The organism is Caballeronia jiangsuensis (assembly GCF_046030135.1).
GTDB lineage: Bacteria > Pseudomonadota > Gammaproteobacteria > Burkholderiales > Burkholderiaceae > Caballeronia > Caballeronia jiangsuensis.
The window spans coordinates 37,214-55,470 of the sequence record NZ_JAQQDB010000020.1 but is presented as its reverse complement, the minus strand read 5'-3'; the positions used below and the strand labels follow the sequence as shown (position 1 = coordinate 55,470).

General features: G+C 63.2%; 18 protein-coding genes. 11 read left to right on the top strand and 7 right to left on the bottom strand.

Annotated features, from left to right (window positions below; all coding sequences use genetic code 11):
* Nucleotides 1-54 precede the first annotated feature (54 nt).
* Both PQR08_RS21525 and PQR08_RS21520 read left to right on the top strand, forming a co-directional pair.
* Entirely contained in the window at nt 55-993 is a 939-nt protein-coding gene (locus PQR08_RS21525; protein WP_250485094.1) for a LysR family transcriptional regulator, read from the top strand.
* Nucleotides 994-1,029: 36 nt separating this feature from the next.
* Nucleotides 1,030-2,160 carry an FUSC family protein gene (locus PQR08_RS21520; protein ID WP_250485092.1) on the top strand — a complete coding sequence of 377 codons (1,131 nt, stop codon included), beginning with the start codon at nt 1,030-1,032 and terminating at the stop codon, nt 2,158-2,160.
* An 85-nt stretch (nt 2,161-2,245) separates the two neighbouring features.
* On the opposite strand, the gene PQR08_RS21515 is transcribed toward PQR08_RS21520, so the two are convergent.
* From PQR08_RS21515 to PQR08_RS21500, 4 genes are all read right to left on the bottom strand, one after another.
* Nucleotides 2,246-2,632: a hypothetical protein gene (locus PQR08_RS21515; RefSeq protein ID WP_250485091.1), complete on the bottom strand. Its 387-nt coding sequence runs from the start codon at nt 2,630-2,632 to the stop codon at nt 2,246-2,248.
* Between the two features lie 99 nt (nt 2,633-2,731).
* Nucleotides 2,732-3,373, bottom strand: coding sequence for a M35 family metalloendopeptidase (locus PQR08_RS21510; RefSeq protein ID WP_250485090.1), 642 nt, complete (start codon nt 3,371-3,373; stop codon nt 2,732-2,734).
* Entirely contained in the window at nt 3,373-3,927 is a 555-nt protein-coding gene (locus tag PQR08_RS21505) for a PAAR domain-containing protein (protein ID WP_250485089.1), read from the bottom strand. Before PQR08_RS21505 ends, PQR08_RS21510 begins: the two co-directional genes overlap by 1 nt.
* Before the next feature lie 191 nt (nt 3,928-4,118).
* Complete coding sequence (locus PQR08_RS21500; protein ID WP_408162263.1) at nt 4,119-6,068, bottom strand: PAS domain-containing hybrid sensor histidine kinase/response regulator; 1,950 nt, start codon at nt 6,066-6,068, stop codon at nt 4,119-4,121.
* A gap of 317 nt (nt 6,069-6,385) precedes the next feature.
* Here PQR08_RS21500 and PQR08_RS21495 point away from each other — a divergent pair, with 317 nt between their 5' ends.
* From PQR08_RS21495 to PQR08_RS21485, 3 genes are all read left to right on the top strand, one after another.
* On the top strand, nt 6,386-8,194 hold the full coding sequence (locus PQR08_RS21495) for an alkaline phosphatase D family protein (RefSeq protein WP_250485088.1): 1,809 nt from the start codon (nt 6,386-6,388) through the stop codon (nt 8,192-8,194).
* Nucleotides 8,195-8,373: 179 nt separating this feature from the next.
* Nucleotides 8,374-8,601 carry a hypothetical protein gene (locus PQR08_RS21490; protein ID WP_035510109.1) on the top strand — a complete coding sequence of 76 codons (228 nt, stop codon included), beginning with the start codon at nt 8,374-8,376 and terminating at the stop codon, nt 8,599-8,601.
* 124 nt (nt 8,602-8,725) lie between these two features.
* A complete protein-coding gene (locus PQR08_RS21485) occupies nt 8,726-8,947 on the top strand; it encodes a hypothetical protein (RefSeq protein WP_035510112.1) in 222 nt (73 codons plus the stop codon).
* A gap of 6 nt (nt 8,948-8,953) precedes the next feature.
* On the opposite strand, the gene PQR08_RS21480 is transcribed toward PQR08_RS21485, so the two are convergent.
* Nucleotides 8,954-9,706 carry an AAA family ATPase gene (locus PQR08_RS21480; RefSeq protein WP_250485087.1) on the bottom strand — a complete coding sequence of 251 codons (753 nt, stop codon included), beginning with the start codon at nt 9,704-9,706 and terminating at the stop codon, nt 8,954-8,956.
* A 10-nt stretch (nt 9,707-9,716) separates the two neighbouring features.
* Entirely contained in the window at nt 9,717-11,246 is a 1,530-nt protein-coding gene (locus PQR08_RS21475; RefSeq protein ID WP_250485086.1) for an MDR family MFS transporter, read from the bottom strand.
* A gap of 468 nt (nt 11,247-11,714) precedes the next feature.
* Between PQR08_RS21475 and PQR08_RS21470 the strand changes: the two genes are divergently transcribed.
* Together PQR08_RS21470 and PQR08_RS21465 are read left to right on the top strand one after the other, a co-directional pair.
* Nucleotides 11,715-13,064: an ATP-binding protein gene (locus PQR08_RS21470; protein ID WP_250485085.1), complete on the top strand. Its 1,350-nt coding sequence runs from the start codon at nt 11,715-11,717 to the stop codon at nt 13,062-13,064.
* Nucleotides 13,065-13,229: 165 nt separating this feature from the next.
* Nucleotides 13,230-13,913, top strand: a complete 684-nt coding sequence (locus PQR08_RS21465; protein ID WP_035510151.1) for a response regulator transcription factor — start codon at nt 13,230-13,232, stop codon at nt 13,911-13,913.
* 24 nt (nt 13,914-13,937) lie between these two features.
* On the opposite strand, the gene PQR08_RS21460 is transcribed toward PQR08_RS21465, so the two are convergent.
* Nucleotides 13,938-14,132 (bottom strand): DUF3563 family protein, encoded by a 195-nt coding sequence (locus tag PQR08_RS21460; protein ID WP_238218154.1) that lies wholly within the window; start codon nt 14,130-14,132, stop codon nt 13,938-13,940.
* Between the two features lie 294 nt (nt 14,133-14,426).
* Here PQR08_RS21460 and PQR08_RS21455 point away from each other — a divergent pair, with 294 nt between their 5' ends.
* From PQR08_RS21455 to PQR08_RS21440, 4 genes are all read left to right on the top strand, one after another.
* Nucleotides 14,427-14,792, top strand: a complete 366-nt coding sequence (locus PQR08_RS21455) for a hypothetical protein (RefSeq protein ID WP_035510125.1) — start codon at nt 14,427-14,429, stop codon at nt 14,790-14,792.
* A 166-nt stretch (nt 14,793-14,958) separates the two neighbouring features.
* Complete coding sequence (dinB, locus tag PQR08_RS21450) at nt 14,959-16,143, top strand: DNA polymerase IV (RefSeq protein WP_250485084.1); 1,185 nt, start codon at nt 14,959-14,961, stop codon at nt 16,141-16,143.
* Between the two features lie 132 nt (nt 16,144-16,275).
* Nucleotides 16,276-17,181, top strand: coding sequence for a TauD/TfdA dioxygenase family protein (locus PQR08_RS21445; protein ID WP_250485083.1), 906 nt, complete (start codon nt 16,276-16,278; stop codon nt 17,179-17,181).
* A 31-nt stretch (nt 17,182-17,212) separates the two neighbouring features.
* On the top strand, nt 17,213-18,235 hold the full coding sequence (locus PQR08_RS21440) for an ABC transporter substrate-binding protein (RefSeq protein WP_250485082.1): 1,023 nt from the start codon (nt 17,213-17,215) through the stop codon (nt 18,233-18,235).
* The last annotated feature ends 22 nt before the right edge of the window (nt 18,236-18,257 follow it).

Genomic DNA, 18,257 nt, shown 5'->3' with positions numbered 1-18,257 from the left:
TGTTGAAAAACGATATATTGCGGGAGTCAGCCCCATTATTTTCGATGAATCGACATGCTGCGCGAACTTCAGACTTTCATCGCGGTGGCGCGCCACGGCACGTTTGCGGGTGCGGGCGCGCATATCGGCCTCACGCAATCGGCCGTGAGCGCGCAGATGCAGCGCCTCGAAGCGCATCTCGGCGTCACGCTGTTCGACCGCACCGGCCGTTCCGCGACGCTCAACAAGGCGGGCCGGCGCACGCTCGAACTCGCCGACGAACTCATCGCGTTGTACGCGCGTCTCGCCGAACCGGAGGGCGAGGACGGGCGCGGCGGCTCGCTTTCGGTGGGCGCGATCGCGTCGGCGCATGGGGCGCTGCTGCCTGACGCGATCGGCGCGTTCCGGCGCATGCTGCCCGCGTGGCGCATCCGGCTCGTGCCGGGCGTGTCGCTCAATCTGCTGGCGAGCGTCGATGCGGGCGAGATGGACATGGCCGTCATCATCCGCCCGCCGTTCTCGCTGCCGTCGGAACTGCGATGGCGCACGCTCGTCGCGGAGCCGTTCGTGTTGCTCGCGCCCGCCGCGAAGAAGGGCGTCCACTGGCGCGAGCTGATCGAGTCGGAGCCATTCATCCGATACGACCGGCGTTCGTTCGGCGGCCGGCAAGTGGACACGTTTTTGACGAAGCGCCGCATCGCGGTGCGCGACTCGATCGAAGTCGATGAACTGCCGGGCATCGCGCAACTGGTGGCGCGAGGCCTGGGCGTGGCGCTCGTGCCGGTGTCCGATGGCACCGGCGCATGGCCGCGCGGCGCGGTCGCGCTCGATCTCGGCGATGTCACGTTCCATCGCGAGATCGGTCTGGTCGAACGCGCGCGGCGCGTGCGTGCGGACGAGCCGGATGCGGCGGCGCGGCTTGCCGGCTGCATCGTCGAGGCGGCGGAGCAGGGCGGGGCGAAGACGCCCGTCAAACGCGCACGCGGGCGCAACCCGGCGCGCGGCATCGCCTAGAATGCGTTGCAGACGCGTTTCCTTCGGTGGCCTCCCATGGATGACGAGCGAAATATCGGCGACACGAGAACCCGCCTCGCGGATACGGCGCTGACGTTCGCGCAATCGGGCGCGCGTCGCGGGCAGGCGGCGCTCGCATGGCTCGATCGCGTCGATCCGGGCACGCATCGGCGCATCAAGGGCTTGCGGCTCGTCACCGCGTACGGGCTCGCGGCGTCGCTCGGCGCGTTGCAGGACGTGACGCAGAGCGTGCCGCCGGGCGTGTCCGTCGGCGCGCTCGCGGGCGGCTTTGCGCTGTGGGCGAGCGTGTCGGAGGCGCGCACGACGCGCTTCGAGTCGAGCCGCGATCTGGCCGTTCTGTGCATCGCCGCTGCGTTCGGCGCGCTGACCTTTGCCCTGTTCGGTTCGACGTTTCGCGAGTTCGGGCGCGGCGGCGCCGAGCTGATTCTCGTGACGGGCGCATTCTTCGCGGGCTATCTGAAGCGTTTCGGGCTCGCCGGCGCGGGCATCGGCTCGCAGCTTTATATCGGGCAGCTTCTGGCCTACGGGATGGATCTCAGGCCCGGCGATTCATGGGCGATTCTGATCGCGCTGCTGATCGGGATGCTCGCGGCGATCGTGCCGCGCGTATTGAGCGGGCCGGCGGAGCATCCGGCCTTGCTGCCGGCGCTCGCGTCCGAGCCGGCTTACGGGCGTCACGTGATATCGCCCGCAACCGCGATGGGCTTGCAGGCGGCGTGCGGCGCGCTCGTCGTCGTGGTGCTGAATCGCGCATTCGGGCTGGCGGAATCGGCGTGGGCGATCACGGCTTGCGTGTACGTCGTCGCGACATCGGCGGTCGGGACGGCGGAGCGCGTGCGGCGGCGCATCTACGGGACGCTCGTCGGGGTGCCGATCGGGATCGTGTGTTTGCCGCTCGCGGAGCACTGGCCGCTCGTGGTGTGGGCGCTGTCCGCGTTCGCGATGATCGTCTATGCGATGGCGTTGCCGGAGCGGTATGACATCGCGTGCGGGGCGTTCGCTTTCGTGCTCATCGTGACGATGGCCGCGAGTGGCGTGCATTCGGTGGAATTGCTGACGGCGCGGGCTTGGGAGACGCTTCTTGGCGGGGCGCTGGGGCTGGTTGCGTCGAGGGTTATCTTTCCGTTGCGGGTGGTGAGGGAGTGAGGGGGTAGGCGTTGTCCCTATACGGGGCAGCAGTCACTTTCTATCAGCTGATTGCCGAGATGCCCACCTTGGAACTTGACCTCGGCTATCCGATCGCCTTGATAACCGGCTTGACGCGAGGATCGTTGCAGAGTCGATCGCAACCGCCTTCGCATATCGGATACAGAGTTACTCCAAGCTGATGAATGTCCAGATTCCCGCTCGAATCGTGAGCTTCCTCTTCACTTAGAACGTGCGGCTCGATCCAGAAATTCTCTTCTCGTATGCCAAGCTGAGACAGATAGGTTTTGAGATTCTCTCCTCGTTTTTTCACAAGTTCTTCCGGATTTCTCTCGTGAACGTATGCCGCAGGTTGCACGACGCCTCGAATTTGCGTGTCCGGCCATGTACGAGCCTCGATAACCATCTCGGCGATTTTCACCCGGTCCGAATTTGGGATTTCTACCGAATTGAGGGGAATCTTGCTTTCCATGAATTCCAGAACCTGGCAACTTATCGCGCTGCCCGAAAACAGCAAAAGAGCAAGAAAGAGACTGGCTGATTTAGCGGTTAGTATTCTCATGAGACTTGGCTAGTTTGCAATATAGCAAGCGATATTGTCGGCGTTATTTATCGTTTGATCTGGCCTTCTTTGAGCCCAGATCGACAGTCCTGTGCCGGACCCATACATGGCATCAGCGGAATCAAATGTATCGATATAGTGCGTACATTCGTGAATGAGTGTTTTTAGTTTCGAGTCCTTGGTTGAGTTCGTATCCGGTAAGGTGCAGAAGCTCGGATAAATGGCAACGACCCGCTTTGATGAGTCGGGTTTGCAAACCGATGCGGCGACGTTCGGATCTACCGGGGCCGGGGTGCATGACAGATAAATGTTTAGATCGTCATCGAATCTGACGATCTTGTGCGGCTGAAGCTCTTTCAATGCGACCTGTAGTCGGGGGAGCCCATGAAGCAGGATTTGACGAGTGTCTTCATCAGCTTTGCCAAACCATGTTTGAACGCGTTCGCGCTCACGTGTCCAAACCGTGGCAAGCCCGATCATTCGAAGATCGATTAACCTCACGGCTTCGTCACGAAGCTTCATCACAAGTGCGCGGAACTCGGCATTGCTCATATTCGAACATATACGTGCGGTGTTGACATACACATCCACCGAGGAATCTTCGACGATATTGGTCATTGATGCGTGGACAGGAAAAAACTCTCTGGTCATTACTCGGCGTCTCCGATTTCCACGATGATTCGTTGCGCCGCATTGGTCTTGATGCGTAGCATCCTGCCCGCTGCATCGGTAACGCCTTCCACCATTGTCCCGCCGTCGCTAGTTAATCGATAAGACACGTTAGCAAGTGGCTCGCCGCTCGCGCGGTCGCGAAGCACGTACGCTTCATCGAAGACGGATACGAGCGACGCCGCCATTGCAGTCCCGCCGCTCGCCGTCGTGCGAGAACCGACTATTCCAAGTGTCTCGGCCAGATCGTCGTGCCATGCTTCTCCCGCGAGTCTTGCGAAGATACGCGGATGGTCCGGGCAGCCACAAATCACGACGTCGTTCTCCAGCGCGATTTCGCTTGCCCCTATGGTCATGCGACGTGGTCCGCCTTCCTTGGCGATATAACCGGTTGTCTTGCAGACTGGGCAATAGGCGGCGCCATTGATAAGCGCGGCCTGATGCCCTGCGCCCAACGTGAACATCATCCCCTTGTAATCGCAAATTTCCCCGTCGTTACTGAGCTTGTCACCGACAACCGCAATTCGGCGCATCATGATCTGCCTCGGCGACATGTTTCGTTGTGCTTTGTTAATGTCACGTATCTCAACTCCGCCATATTGATCTGGATAACTAACGTATCTGATTTAAAGGCGGGGCGAAACAGGAAGACGTTACTTTTTGTCGGCGAAATTGCGCAAAGTTGACGCTTCCTGGATTCAAGCGGTGTACGAGCAGGTACCGCCCCTCAACGTTCCGCCACCTTCTCCAACAACCGATCCAGCACCTCGAAATCCACCGGTTTCACCAGATGCGCATCGAACCCCGCCTGCGCGGAGCGCTCCTTGTCGCCCTCCTGCCCGAACCCCGTCATCGCGACCACCGTCGCACGCCCGACGAGCCGTTGCGAGCGCAGCGTCCGCAGCACCGCATACCCATCCATATCCGGCAACGCCAGGTCGAGCAGAATCAGCTCCGGCGGAAAATGCCGGACGACATCGACGCCTTCCTTGCCGTGATACGCGATGCGCACGTCATGCCCCTTCATCTGCAGCAACATCGCGAGGCTGTCGGCTGAATCGCGGTTGTCGTCGATGACCACGATGCGCAGACCATCGCCCACGGCCTGCGTCGCATTCTGCGCGAGCACGCGATGCGGCCGCGGCGCATCGTCGTCGGAAGCGTAGGGCAGGCGCACCGTGAACGTGCTGCCCTGATTCGGCCCGCCGCTCGACGCGCTGATCGAGCCGCCATGCATCTCGACGATAGACCGGCACAGCGTAAGCCCGATACCGAGCCCCGCCTCGCCGGGATTCAGATAGTGATCTTCCTGCACGAAGAGATCGAAGATGGACGTGAGTCCCTTCTGCGAAATGCCGCGCCCCTTGTCGATCACCTTCAGCAAGAGCGCGCTCGTCTCGCACTCGATTTCAACGATGATCGTGCTCGCTCGCGGCGAGAACTTCGACGCGTTGTTCAACAGGTTCTGCACCACCTGCACGAGCCGCGTGCTGTCGCCCACGACATGCACCGGCGTCTGCGGCAGCTTCGTGACGACGCGCTGCGCGCGCTCGTCGGTGAAAGGATGCACGAGCTCGATGCTGCGCGCGACGATATCGCTCACATCCACGCGCGCCATGCGCAGATCGATCTTGCCCGTGGTGATGCGGCCCATGTCGAGCAGATCGTCGACGAGCCTGCCGAGATGCGATGTCTGCCTGTCGATGATGTCGCGGCACGCGGCGACGCGCTGCGGCATGTCCGCTTCCATCTGCATCACGCCGATGGCATTGCGCACCGGCGCGAGCGGATTGCGCAACTCGTGCGCGAGCGTCGCGAGAAACTCGCTGATGCGCCGCGACGACACTTCGAGCTGTTCGAGGCGCTTGCGCTCGCTCATGTCGCGCGTGACCTTCGCGAAGCCGCGCAGCACGCGATGCTCGTCGTACACCGCCGTGATGATCACGTTCGCCCAGAAGAGCGAGCCGTCCTTGCGCACGCGCCAGCCTTCGTTTTCCACGCGTCCCGTGCGAATCGCGGTCTGCAGTTCGATCTCGGGGATGTTGGCCGCGAGATCCTCGGGGCAATAGAACGTCGAGAAGTGCTTGCCGAGAATCTCCGACGGCTGATAGCCCTTGATGCGCATCGCGCCCGTGTTCCAGCTCGCGATATGGCCGCCCGGATCGAGCATGAAGATCGCATAGTCGCTCACGCTTTCCACGAGCAGGCGAAAGCGCTCCTCCGACAGACGCAGCTTATCCTCCTCGGCACGCTTCGCAGTGAGATCGCGCGTGCACTTCGCGTAACCGATGATCTCGCCCTTCGTATTGCGTGCCGCAGTAATGACCACGTTCGCCCAGAACAGCGTGCCGTCCTTGCGCACGCGCCAGCCTTCATCCTCGAAGCGGCCGGTCGCGTACGCCTGCTTCAGCTCGTAATCGGGCCAGCCGCGCGCCACCGCTTCCGCCGGATAGAAGCGCGACAGATGCTGGCCGATGATCTCGTGCGCCTCATAACCCTTGATCTTGCGCGCGCCCTTGTTCCAGCTCGTGATGCGGCCGCTCAGGTCGAGCATGAAAATCGCGCAGTCTTCGATCGCATCGACGAGCGCGTGATACTGCGAGTCGCTCAGCGCGTGCTCGATCGAAGCCGGGCCTGCGACGCCGAGCTCCGGGACGGCTGATCTCGATCTGGTCATGGTTAGGGTCGTCAGCGCAGCGGTGAAGTGATGGATCGCGGTTCGGCCTGGCTGACGCACGAGGGTGGACGTCTGCTGGACAAAGCCGTCCACACAGTTTACCCGCTGATGGCGTCGCGCACCGATACCTTTGTAACAAGCGGTCGCCAGTGGCGCCGTCACGGAAACGTCCCTTGACAGTGCGCGGCGTGGTTTATAGCTTTAATCATTTCATATCCGAAAGAGAGCCTCGCTCATCCGTCGGATTGCCCGCTCGACGCATCCAGCGAACTCCCGTCTGTCGTGCACCGCATCGACGTCTGCAAACGGAGGCTCTCATGGACCGTCGCCGCTTCCTCTCGCTGTCCACGTTCTATACCGTCGCGGCCGCCACCGGCACGCTCGCGGCCTGCCATTCCGGCGATCACGACGACGGCGGCAATCCTGGAAGCGGCGGTTCCACGCCGCCGCCGGCGGGCGCGTTCGCGTTCCCGCAAGGCGTCGCGAGCGGCGATCCGCGTGACGTCTCGGCGGTATTCTGGACCCGTTGCGTCGCGAACGGGAGCAACGCGGCGGCATCGCCGTCACCCGTCGCGCTGACGCTGCAAGTGTCCGCGCAGCAAAACTTCGCGCAGCTCGTCGCCAGCGTGCCGTTGAGCGCCGTGACGGATTACGACTTCACGGTGCGAACCAAGGTCACGGGCCTCACCGCGAAGACGACGTACTACTACCGTTTCGTCGCGGGCAGCGACGTCAGCGTAACGGGCACGACGCGCACCGCGCCCGCCGCGAACGAAGCGATCCCGCAACTGCGCTTCGCATGGTTCGTGTGCCAGAACTGGAGCGCGAATCACTGGCAGGCGATGTCGCTCCTGGCCGCGGAAACCGATCTCGACTTCGTCGTGCATCTCGGCGATTACATCTACGAGGCGGGCTTTGCCGCGCAACCCGGCACCGTGGAGCCCGCGCATCCGGCGATCACGCTGCCGAGCGGCGGCACCTACGCGAATACGCTCGACGACTACCGCACGCTGTATCGCACGTACCGGGGCGACGCGCGCCTGCAGAACGTGCATGCGCGTTTTCCGGTCATCGCGATCTGGGACGATCACGAGTTCTCCGACGACTGCTGGCAGGATCATCAGACCTACACGAACGCGAACCTGCAACAGACCGCGCGCCGCCGCAATGCGAATCAGGCGTGGGCGGAGTATCTGCCCGTCGACTGGGGCGACGTGTCGTTCGATCTCAACAACGCGGCCTACGACAACATCCGCATCTATCGCGACTTCCACTTCGGCTCGCTGATGCATCTCGTGATGACCGACGAGCGGCTTTATCGCGACGATCACGTCGTCAGCGAAGCGGCGATCGCGCAGGCGCTCGGGCACGATCCGGTCAACGGCAACGATCTCGTCGGCTCGCGCTATTTCGTGCCGCAGCCAGTGCTCGCGCAGTTCGAGGCAGCCGATACGCAGCGGCTCGGACGCGTGCCGTCGATCTTCGGTCCCGCGCAGACGCAATGGTGGAAGGACACGCTGAAGGCATCCACGTCCATATGGAAAGTGTGGGGCAACGAAGTGATGATGAACCGCCTGTGGCTCGATCTCACGTCGATCGCGCCGGTGCCCGACAACGTCGTGTTCGTGCTCGACTGCGATGCGTGGGACGGCTATCCGTCGCACAAGGCGGATCTGATGTCGTTCGTGAAGACGCAGAACATCACGAACCTTGTCGCGATCACGGGCGATCTGCACGCGTTCCAGGCGGGCATCGTGCGCGACGTGCCCGATCCCGCGAAGGGCACGCCGGTGATGATCGATCTGATGTCGGCGGGCATCAGCAGCCAGCCCTTCTTCGAGGACGTGAAGACGTATTCGGCGGGCATGCCGCTCGCTTCGCTGATCAGTTCTTCCGCGCTGTTCGACAGCTTCATCCGCCAGAACAATCCGGACATGCTGTACGCGGATCACGATGGCATCGGCTATGCATCGGCGACGGTCACGCCTACGCAGTTCATCGCGATCTTCAACAAGGTGAAGTTCCTCAACGCCGACGGCACCGCGCCGCAGAGTCCGCTGCAAAAGCGCACGCGACTGACGATCAATGCGGGTGCGGTATCCGTCGCCGTCGAGGACAACATCTGAATACGCAACGCGCTCCATACATAAGGCATCGATCCATCCATTCCTATCCTTGCTTTTGAGGGGATTTCAACGCCTGTCCGCGCACGTAGACTGCGTGGACATTTCAGAAGGTCGTTTGCTGGCAGGCAGTGCAATGAGGCCGATTGAAGTGACCATGTGAAACCCTCAGGAGCACTATCATGACCGGCAATCTCAAAGGCATCATCTTCGTCGCGGCGCTCGCGGGCGCTTCCTATGCAATGGCGAGCGGCTATGGACCCGCGCCGTACTACTCGCCGATGGACGGCGCGCCCATGTCGCAGCAAGGCATGAACATGCAGACCATCGCGCAGGACGCGCAGCAAAGCAACGATGCGAGCGTCGATAAATCGAAGCAGGACACCCCCCTAATGCAAGCGCAGGACTGAGTGCGATTGCATGACTTCGCGTCCTGCCGGTCACGCCGGCGGGACGCGCTCGTGGGTCGAGCCTGTGGCAGGCAGTGTGAATGGGCCCATGAAGTGAATCTTGGAAACCCTCGGGAGCACTACCATGACAGGAAGACTCATCGGCATCGTCCTCGTTGCGGCGCTGATCGCCGGATGCTATGCGCTTGCGCGCGGCCACGGCCCCATGACGTACTACATGGACGACAACGCGCTGTTGTCGCGCTATCTCGCCGATACGGAAACGCTGGCGAGCGACAGCCAGCCAGCAAGCGCGAGCGTCGCAACGGTGAAGCACGAAAGCCCGCTGCTTCAGTCGCAGGACTGAAGACGCTCAGCGCTCGCCGAGCAGCGTGCGCAACATGCGTTCGGGATTCGCGAGAAACGCGCGCGTCACCTTGAAGTGCTCGGTGTCTTCATAGGCGACGCGCTCGATGCCGTTCGCGGTGAACTGATAGATCCACGCGTCGGGGTAAGCCATGAGAATCGGCGAATGCGTGGCGATGATGAACTGCGAATCGTCGTTGACGAGATCGTGAATGCGCGCGAGTGCGGCGAGCTGGCGTTGCGGCGACAGCGCGGCCTCGGGTTCGTCGAGCAGATAAAGCCCTTGTCCGCCGAAGCGCTCCATCAACAGCGTGAGAAACGACTCGCCGTGCGATTGCTCGTGCAGCGACTTGCCGCCGTATGACGAAATGATAGGCGGGCCGAAGCCGGGTTCGTCGTCGAGCTGTTCGATTTCCGTCGCCACGTTGAAGAAGCTTTCCGCGCGCAGAAAGAAGCCATCGCGCGGCCGTTTGAATCCCTTAGCGATGCGCAGATATTCATGCAGCGGCGCATGCGACGCGCGCGTGCCGAAGCGAAAGTTCTTCGTGCCGCCCTCGGGATTGAAGCCCATCGAGGCAGCGATCGCCTCCAGCAGCGTCGATTTGCCCGAGCCGTTTTCGCCGACGAGAAACGTGACCTTCCGATGCGGCTCCAGAGTGTCGAGCGCGCGCACGGCGGGCAGCGAAAACGGATAGGCGTCGAACGGAGGCGCCTTGTCGCGCAGCAGCGTGATGCGGCTGATGAACTGGGTCGAGAGCATCGCCGCGCGTCTAGTGGAAGGCTTGATTCGCGGCGTTTTTCGCGGCATTCGACGCGCCGTCCGCGCCGACTTTCTCGACCGTTTCCTTCGCGCGTCCGATCTCGATCTTCGGCATGAACAGCATCGCGACGACGGTGCCGAGCGCGGTCACGAACATCGCCGTGAACGTCAGATGCAGCGAGTGATGCAGCACGAGACGGATCTCGTTGTTGGCCGTAAAGTCGCCGGGCACGGACGAAAGCAGTTGCTTCAACTGATCCGCGTGCACGGGCGGCAGTCCGTCCGTATGGATGAGGCCGTAGTTCTGCACCGCGCCGAACACGGCCGCGCCGAGCGTGTTGCCGAGATTGCGCGAGAACAGGTTCGATGCGGTCGCGCTGCCGCGTTCGTGCGGCTGCACGATTTCCTGAATCAGGATGAGACACGACACGCTCGTGATGCCCATGCCGAAGCCCAGCACCGCCGAGCCGACGCCCGCCCAGACCGGGCTCGATTGCGGACCGAGCAGCACGAACGGCAGCGCGCCGAGCGGAATGAACACCGGGCCGATCATCAGGAGACGCCGCAACCCGATGCGGCTGAACGAGCGCGACGTGAAGGTCGCGCCGCTCGGCCAGCCGATCATCATCATCGTGAGCGCGAGGCCCGCTTCCACCGGCGTGCGATGCATCACGCCCTGCACGTACATCGGCAGGAACGTGGTGAGGCCCATCATCGCCATGCCGGCGAGCAGGGTCGCGACGTTGCTCGCCGCGATCGGCCGATGCGACCACAGGCCGAACGAGATCATCGGATCGGCGGCGCGGCGCTCCTGAACCACGAAGCACACGCTGGCGAGCACCAGCACGGCGATCTCGGTGGCCACGCGTGCATTGCCCGCGTGGCCGGCATCGGTGAGCGTCATCATCAGCGCGGCGACGGCCGTCGTGAAGAAGAATGCGCCCGCGAAGTCGATCGCCGGGCGGCCGTGGCGCTTTTCCTCGTGAAGGAACAGGATGAAGAGCAGGGCGGCCAGAATGCCGATCGGCACGTTGATCCAGAAAATCCACGCCCACGAGAACTGGCGGATCAGAAGGCCGCCGACCATCGGGCCGAGCACGGCGGACACGGCCCAGACGCTCGCGAGATAGCCCTGCACCTTGCCGCGCTCGCGCGCCGGATAGAGATCGCCGACCACCGTCAGCGCGACCGGCAGGATCGCCCCCGCGCCGACGCCCTGGATCAGCCGGAACACGATCATCGCGGGCATCGACCAGGCGAAACCCGCGAGCACCGAACCGATCAGAAAGATCGCGATGCCCGCGAGGATCGCCGGCTTGCGGCCGTACAGGTCCGCGAGCTTGCCGAACACCACCGTGAGCGCCGTCTGCGTGAGCAGGAACGACGAGAACACCCAGCTATAGAGATTGAGGCCGCCGAGCTGCGTCGCGATTTGCGGCATCGCAGTCGAGACGATGGTGGCTTCGATCGCGACCATGGCCATCGAGGCCATGACCGCTGCAATGACGAGGGGACGAACGGTTTTTCTGGTCTGTGACATGCGGTGATGGAATGGCATATCGCGCGCCGCGCGGATCGAAGAACGATGCGCGCAAGCGGGCCATGCTCGAAAGATGGAGATGCGGCGGCGACGCTCAGGCTTGCGGAATCCTTGCAGCCGAAGCAATGTCGCCGATGAATAAGCGCCGGATGCAATGTTATCCCGCCACGGGAATCGCTGCTCGACGAAGCGCGCGGCGCGCTCATTCAACGCTAATTCTTCGCGCTTACGCTTCTTTACGTGGACGGGCGGCGCGCTTCCCCGGCACTTCGCGGCCCGCTCCACGTTTCTCGACTCTCCTCAGCCCCTGGCGTCGGCCGTCATCGGACCGACGCCTTTTTTCTTCTGCGCGCTCAAGACGCAACGGTCACGCACATGTCGTCTTTCAGACCGAAATCTCCGGCAATGTCGCCTAAAATCGAACGGACTGTTGAATCGCCCCGTTCCTTTCCGAAGCGGCGGACCCGAATGATCAAATCACTGAAGAATCAACTCGTCGTCGCGCTCGGGCTGCTCGTGAGCGTGATCGGCGTCGTGCAGGGCGTGAGTTCGTATCAGTTGAGCCAGACCGGCATGAGCGCGCTGCTCGACATGCGGCTCGAACAGGTGGCGGCCCGTCTGCGCGAGGGACTCGCCGAAAGCCTGCCGAAGAATCCCTCACGCGGCACGCAGGACGAGCGCGACGTGGTCGCCGTCGTGTGGAAGCCCGGCGAGGATGTGCCGTTCCGCACCACCGACCCGTCGCTGCATTTTCCGCGTGACGCGCAGCCGGGCTTTTCCGGCGTCGACGTCAACGACGAGCACTGGCGCATCTTCACGCGCCAGGAGCCGACCATGACGATTCAGGTCGCGCAACGTTCGTCCGTGCGCCGCGAGATCACGCAGGAAGCCGCGACGCAAACGCTCTGGCCGATCGCCGTCCTGCTGCCGCTCGTGTGGATCGCGGTCGCGCTCATCGTGCGGCGCTCGCTGCGTCAGCTGAACGAACTCGGCGCGGAGGTGCAGGCCATCGACATGGGTCATCTGCAACCGCTGCCGACGGTCGGCGTGCCCACGGAGATCGAGCCTTTCATCCATTCGATCAACACGATGATCGAGCGCCTCGCGACATCGATCGAAAAGGAGCGCAAGTTCATCGCCGACGCCGCGCACGAGCTGCGCACGCCGCTCACCGCGCTTCAGCTTCAGGCCGACAATCTCGCGCCGCATATCGTCGCCGGCAATCAGGAGCGCTTTCAGGAACTGCGCAAGGGCATCGCGCGCAGCGGCAAGCTCATCGCGCAACTGTTGCGGCTCGCGCGCGCCGATGCGCCGGTGAACGGCGCGCCGCTTGCACGCGTGGATCTCTCGGAAGTGGTGACCGACGCCGTCGCCGACGTGCTGCCGATCGCCATCGCGCGCGGTATGGACATCGGCGCGGAGGAAATGGTGAATGCGCACGTGCGCGCGGTGGAGACGGACATCGGCATGGCGGTGAAGAATCTCGTGTCGAACGCGGTGCGCTATACGCCGGACGGCGGCACCATCGACCTGCGCATGCGGCGTGACGGCGACATGGTGTGGATCGATGTGGTCGATGACGGCCCGGGCATCGACGAAGCACTGCTGCCGCGCGTGTTCGACCGCTTCTTCCGTGCGAACCCGGACGTGGAGGGCAGCGGCCTCGGCCTGTCCATCGTGACGGCGATCGCCGCGCGCTACGGCGGCGACGTCACGCTCAAAAATCGCGCCGACGGGCACTCGGGCATCGTCGCTTCGATCGGCTTTCCTGTCGAGGAAGTCAGCGAGAACGCCGCCGTGCCGGCATTAAACACATAAGGATTTGCGCGCGCTTTTGCGCCGATTACAATGCATTCGCTGCGTGGCGCGAAGTGATCGTCATCGATCGGAAAAGAATCGAAAAGACCGGTCGTGCGTTTCATATCCTTCGGCCGCATTCCGGGCGCGTGGCGCGCGCCATTCTCGCGACGCGCGAGGTGGAACATGCGAATTCTCCTGATCGAAGACGACGTGCAGATCGGCACGAGCCTCATGCGTGCGCTCAAGGACGCGGACTACGCCGTCGACTGGGTCCGCGACGGCAACGCGGGCCGCGAGGCGCTCGACGCCGCCGAATACACCGTGGTGCTGCTCGATCTCGGCCTGCCGGGCATGACGGGCATCGAGTTGTTGCGGCAGGCGCGCACGGCCGGCAATGCGACGCCGGTGCTGATCCTCACCGCGCGCGACGATGTCGACACACGCGTTCAGGGCCTCGATCTCGGCGCCGACGACTATCTGCTCAAGCCCTTCAACATGCCCGAACTGCTCGCGCGCATCCGCGCGGTGCTGCGGCGCAAGGCGGGCTACGCGGTCTCGCGCCTTGGCGACGATTCCATCTGCCTCAATCTCGATCAGCGCACGCTCACTTGCGGCGAGACTTCGGGCGTGCTCTCCGCGCGTGAATTCGCGCTGATGCACGCGCTGCTGGAACGCCCGGGCACGATCTTCTCGCGCGATCAACTGGAAGACCGCCTTTACGGCTGGGGCAAGGAAGTGGAGAGCAACGCGGTCGACGTGCTGATCCATTCGGTGCGCAAGAAGTTCGGCGCGGGCGTGATCCGCAATGTGCGCGGCCTCGGCTGGACCGTGATGCTCGGGCAGGCGGGCCGTGAGGAAGCCAAGTAGCGCACGTTGCATGAGCGGCGCGGCTCATGGCTGATCGTGATGTCGCCCGAGCGCGCCGCAGAAGTACATGCTGTAGTCGTGATCCTGCGTTTCGACCTGGCGCATGCGGCGTTCGAGATCGGCGAGATCGTTCGACGACGCGAGATAGGCATCGCGGAGATCGTCCGTCGTGCGGATGGAGAAGAGGGTGTCGATGGACTGCGAAAGACGTTCAAACATGATGTGCTCCCGTCGTTGAAAGAAGGCCGGTAAGAGTGGGGCCGACGGAAAGCAGGTTATGCCCCGCGAATTAGAAAGGAATGAGAGCCCGGTCGAGCGTCTTCTCATGCGCGAATCCGCTCTTCGCATGACGAAGCGTTCGCCAACGCACCGTGAATCGGATCGCACTGCGGGCAGGCACTGCCGCGCCGCACCATCCCGTGCTATCGTGCTTTTATAGGGGTGACGTGCGGGTTTCCATGCGAGACGCCGTGCGTGATTCGCGTTCGTCGATCGTCTCTCGTGAAGGCCGCCATGAACGATGTGTCTCGTATCCTCAGTGCCCGCGACCGCGTCGAGTTGCTCTGCTGGCTCACGTGCGGCAGTCTCGGCGCGTATTACCTGAACGGCGACTGGCCGGCCGCCTCGTTTCACGTGCAGGCCGCGCACAAATGGCTCGACCGGCATCAGCGGCTCGCCGACTGGCTCACGGTCGCGAAGCTCGCCGCCATCGCACGCGAGATCGCCACGCAGCATTGCGCCATGCTCGAAGCGGACTGGGCGCGCGAAGCCGTCGAGGAAATCCTCGACAGTGAAGACCTCAACTATCAATCGGATGTCGTGCGGCAGGTGTTCGACGATTGCCGCCGCGCACTGGCTGAAAAGCGCACGCCGGAATGAGCCGGCAATCGCACGCACTGGCAGGCTCTAGCGCGAATTACTGTATGGATGTACAGTAAGCCATTTTTATTGCCTGGCGGCACTGCCTCAGCATGTTCGGTGCGTTCGTTCCTGTCGATTTCGCTTTGAGCGCGTCTCGCCGCGCGGCGACACTCTGATCGCCGCGATGGACACGCCGTCTCCCGCAAACGCACCCGCACCGCGCCGCATCGCGCATCTCGACATGGATGCGTTCTTCGCGTCGGTCGAACTCCTGCGCTATCCGGAACTGCGCGGCATGCCGGTCGTGGTCGGCGGCGGCCGCAGCGCCACGCCGGAAACGCTTGCCGACGGCTCGCGCCGATTCAGGCGTCTGCGCGACTACGCGGGGCGCGGCGTCGTGACCACGTCCACTTACGAGGCGCGCAAGTTCGGCGTCTTTTCCGCGATGGGCATGATGAAGGCCGCCCAGCTCGCGCCCGACGCGATCCTCCTGCCGACCGATTTCGAGTCGTATCGCCATTACTCGCGGCTGTTCAAGGCGGCTGTCGCGACGTTCACGACGCAGATCGAGAATCGCGGCATCGACGAGATTTATATCGACGTCAGCGATCTCCCCGGTGAGCCGGCCGATATCGGCCAGCGGATGAAGGACGCCGTGCACGACGCGACCGGCCTTACGTGCTCGATCTGCATCGCGCCGAACAAGCTGCTCGCGAAGATAGGCTCCGAGCTCGACAAGCCGGACGGCCTCACCATCCTCACCATGGACGACCTGCCCACGCGCATCTGGCCGCTCGCCGCGCGCAAGGTGAACGGCATCGGCCCGAAGGCGAGCGAAAAGCTCGCGGCGCTCGGCATCGTGACCGTGGGCGATATCGCCGCCGCCGATCCCGGATTCCTGCAAACGCACTTCGGCGGCACGTATGCCGCGTGGCTCGCGCGCATCGCGCAGGGCCAGGACGAGCGGCCCGTGGTCGTGAGCTCGACGCCCAAGTCGATGAGCCGCGAGACCACGTTCGAGCGCGACTTCCATCCGAAACAGGATCGCGCGACGCTCTCGGCGGAGTTCACGGGTCTGTGCACGCGCGTCGCCGAAGATTTGCAGCGCAAAGGCTATGTCGGGCGCACGGTGGGCATCAAGCTGCGCTTCGACGATTTCCGCACCGTGACGCGCGATCTGACCGTGCCCGTCGCGACCGCCGATCCCGTCGAGATTCGCCGCGCCGCGACCGAGTGCCTGAAGCGCATCGTGCTCGATCGCCGGATCAGGCTGCTCGGCGTGCGCGTCAGTGCGCTCGCAGGGCGCGATGAAAGCGGTTTCGTCGAGCCGGTGCAGGTCGAATTGCCGTTCGACGCCGGCAGCGACTGAGCAGATCGGCGTGTCGTATCGCTTCTGACAAGGCTTTATCGCACCGGCGCATAACGAAAGCTCGCATCCTTCGTTGCCGGCTGAATCGCCGCGCGTTAGATTGATAGCTTCCCCGAAGTTATCGATTCGACCGTGACGATTCAGACTGCTCCCGCTTCACTTGCCATATCCGGCGAAGCCGCCGATCAAACCATCGAGATTCGCAAATTCGACGCGCCGCTCGGCGCCGAAGTGATCGGGCTCGATCTGTCGAAGCCCTTGTCGAATGCCGATTTCGCGCGCATTCACCGCGCGCATCTGGATCATCACGTGCTGGTGTTTCGCGATCAGCGCATCACGCCCGACGAGCAGGTCGCGTTCAGCAAGCGCTTCGGCCCCTTGCAGATTCACGTGCTTCATCAGTTCGGGCTCGCGGGGCATCCGGAAGTGCTGATCGTCTCGAACATCGTCGAGAACGGCAAGCCGATCGGCCTCGGCGATGCGGGCCATTTCTGGCATTCGGATCTCTCATACAAAGAGAAGCCCAGTCTCGGCTCGCTGCTGCATGCGCAGGAATTACCCGCGCTCGGCGGCGACACGCTCTTCGCGAATCAGCATCTCGCGTGGGACGCGCTGCCTGCGCATCTGCGCGATGCGATCGAAGGCCGTTCGGCCGAGCACACCTATCTCGCCAAATACGCCGAGCTGCAACAGCGCAGTCCGTGGCGGCCCAATCTTTCGGCGGAGCAGATCGCGCAGGTCAAGCCGGTCACGCATCCGATCGTGCGCACGCATCCGGAAACCGGAGGCCGCGCGCTCTTCGTCAGCGAGCATTTCACGACGCGCGTGATCGGCGTGCCCGAAGACGAAAGCCGCGCCCTGCTCGCGGAACTGTTCGCGCACAGCACGCAGCCCGGGTTCATCTATCGCCATCAATGGCGCGAGCGCGACATGGTGTTCTGGGATAACCGCTCGGTCATGCATCTCGCGGCAGGCACGCCGGACGATCAGCGCCGCAAGCTGTATCGCACGACCATCGAAGGCGACGCGCCTTTCTAAACACAATATCGCTTGATTTACGGGGTTTTCGATGCATTCTCGATCAGGGAAGGGCGCGCTGCGCGCCTTCGTCGCCGCGCTCGCGGTTTCGCTCGGCATCACGTCGGCGAGCGTTCATGCCGAGGGCACCTTGCGCATCGCCGAGCAATTCGGCGTCGTGTATCTGCTGCTCAATGTCGCGCGCGATCAGAAGTTCATCGAGCAGGAAGGCAAGAAGGAAGGTCTCGATATCAAGGTCGACTGGGCGAAGCTGTCGGGCGGATCGAGCGTGAACGACGCGCTCCTGTCCGGCTCGGTCGATATCGCGGCGGCGGGCGTCGGTCCCTTGCTGACGATCTGGGATCGTACGCACGGAAGGCAGAACGTGAAGGGCGTCGCGTCGCTCGGCAATTTTCCGTATTACCTCGTATCGAACGATCCGCGCGTGAAGACCATCGCCGATTTCACCGACAAGGACCGCATCGCGGTGCCGGCGGTCGGCGTGTCGGTGCAGTCGCGCATCCTGCAATACGCGGCGGCGAAGCAATGGGGCGACAAGCAATTCGATCGCCTCGACAAGCTCACGCAGGCCGTGCCGCATCCCGATGCGACCGCGGCGGTCATCGCGGGCGGCACGGAGATCAACGCGCACTTCGGCAATCCGCCGTTTCAGCAGCAGGAACTCGCGGGCAATCCGAAAGCGCATATCGTGCTCAATTCATACGATGTGCTCGGCGGCCCGAGTTCCGCGACCGTGCTCTACGCGACCGAAAAATTCCGCAACGAGAATCCGAAGACGTATCGCGCGTTCGTCGCCGGTCTCGCCGATGCCGCGCGCTACATCACGCAGCATCCCGACGAGGCCGCCGATATCTATCTGCGTGTGAACAACGCGAAGATCGACCGCGATCTGCTCATCAAGGTGATCAAGGACCCGTCGGTGCAATTCAAGGTCGCGCCGCAAAACACGTTTGCGCTCGCGCAGTTCATGCATCGCGTCGGCGCGATCAGGAACGAACCGAAGTCGTGGCAGGACTACTTCTTCAGCGATCCGGCGACGAAGGACGGAAGCTGAACGAACGCGCTTATCGGCGAGC

Coding starts and splice junctions, on each gene's coding strand:
- PQR08_RS21525 (WP_250485094.1), top strand. CDS start 55: ATGCTGCGCGAACTTCAGACTTTCATCGCGGTGGCGCGCCACGGCACG.
- PQR08_RS21520 (WP_250485092.1), top strand. CDS start 1,030: ATGGATGACGAGCGAAATATCGGCGACACGAGAACCCGCCTCGCGGAT.
- PQR08_RS21515 (WP_250485091.1), bottom strand. CDS start 2,632: ATGGAAAGCAAGATTCCCCTCAATTCGGTAGAAATCCCAAATTCGGAC.
- PQR08_RS21510 (WP_250485090.1), bottom strand. CDS start 3,373: ATGACCAGAGAGTTTTTTCCTGTCCACGCATCAATGACCAATATCGTC.
- PQR08_RS21505 (WP_250485089.1), bottom strand. CDS start 3,927: ATGATGCGCCGAATTGCGGTTGTCGGTGACAAGCTCAGTAACGACGGG.
- PQR08_RS21500 (WP_408162263.1), bottom strand. CDS start 6,068: ATGACCAGATCGAGATCAGCCGTCCCGGAGCTCGGCGTCGCAGGCCCG.
- PQR08_RS21495 (WP_250485088.1), top strand. CDS start 6,386: ATGGACCGTCGCCGCTTCCTCTCGCTGTCCACGTTCTATACCGTCGCG.
- PQR08_RS21490 (WP_035510109.1), top strand. CDS start 8,374: ATGACCGGCAATCTCAAAGGCATCATCTTCGTCGCGGCGCTCGCGGGC.
- PQR08_RS21485 (WP_035510112.1), top strand. CDS start 8,726: ATGACAGGAAGACTCATCGGCATCGTCCTCGTTGCGGCGCTGATCGCC.
- PQR08_RS21480 (WP_250485087.1), bottom strand. CDS start 9,706: ATGCTCTCGACCCAGTTCATCAGCCGCATCACGCTGCTGCGCGACAAG.
- PQR08_RS21475 (WP_250485086.1), bottom strand. CDS start 11,246: ATGTCACAGACCAGAAAAACCGTTCGTCCCCTCGTCATTGCAGCGGTC.
- PQR08_RS21470 (WP_250485085.1), top strand. CDS start 11,715: ATGATCAAATCACTGAAGAATCAACTCGTCGTCGCGCTCGGGCTGCTC.
- PQR08_RS21465 (WP_035510151.1), top strand. CDS start 13,230: ATGCGAATTCTCCTGATCGAAGACGACGTGCAGATCGGCACGAGCCTC.
- PQR08_RS21460 (WP_238218154.1), bottom strand. CDS start 14,132: ATGTTTGAACGTCTTTCGCAGTCCATCGACACCCTCTTCTCCATCCGC.
- PQR08_RS21455 (WP_035510125.1), top strand. CDS start 14,427: ATGAACGATGTGTCTCGTATCCTCAGTGCCCGCGACCGCGTCGAGTTG.
- dinB (WP_250485084.1), top strand. CDS start 14,959: ATGGACACGCCGTCTCCCGCAAACGCACCCGCACCGCGCCGCATCGCG.
- PQR08_RS21440 (WP_250485082.1), top strand. CDS start 17,213: ATGCATTCTCGATCAGGGAAGGGCGCGCTGCGCGCCTTCGTCGCCGCG.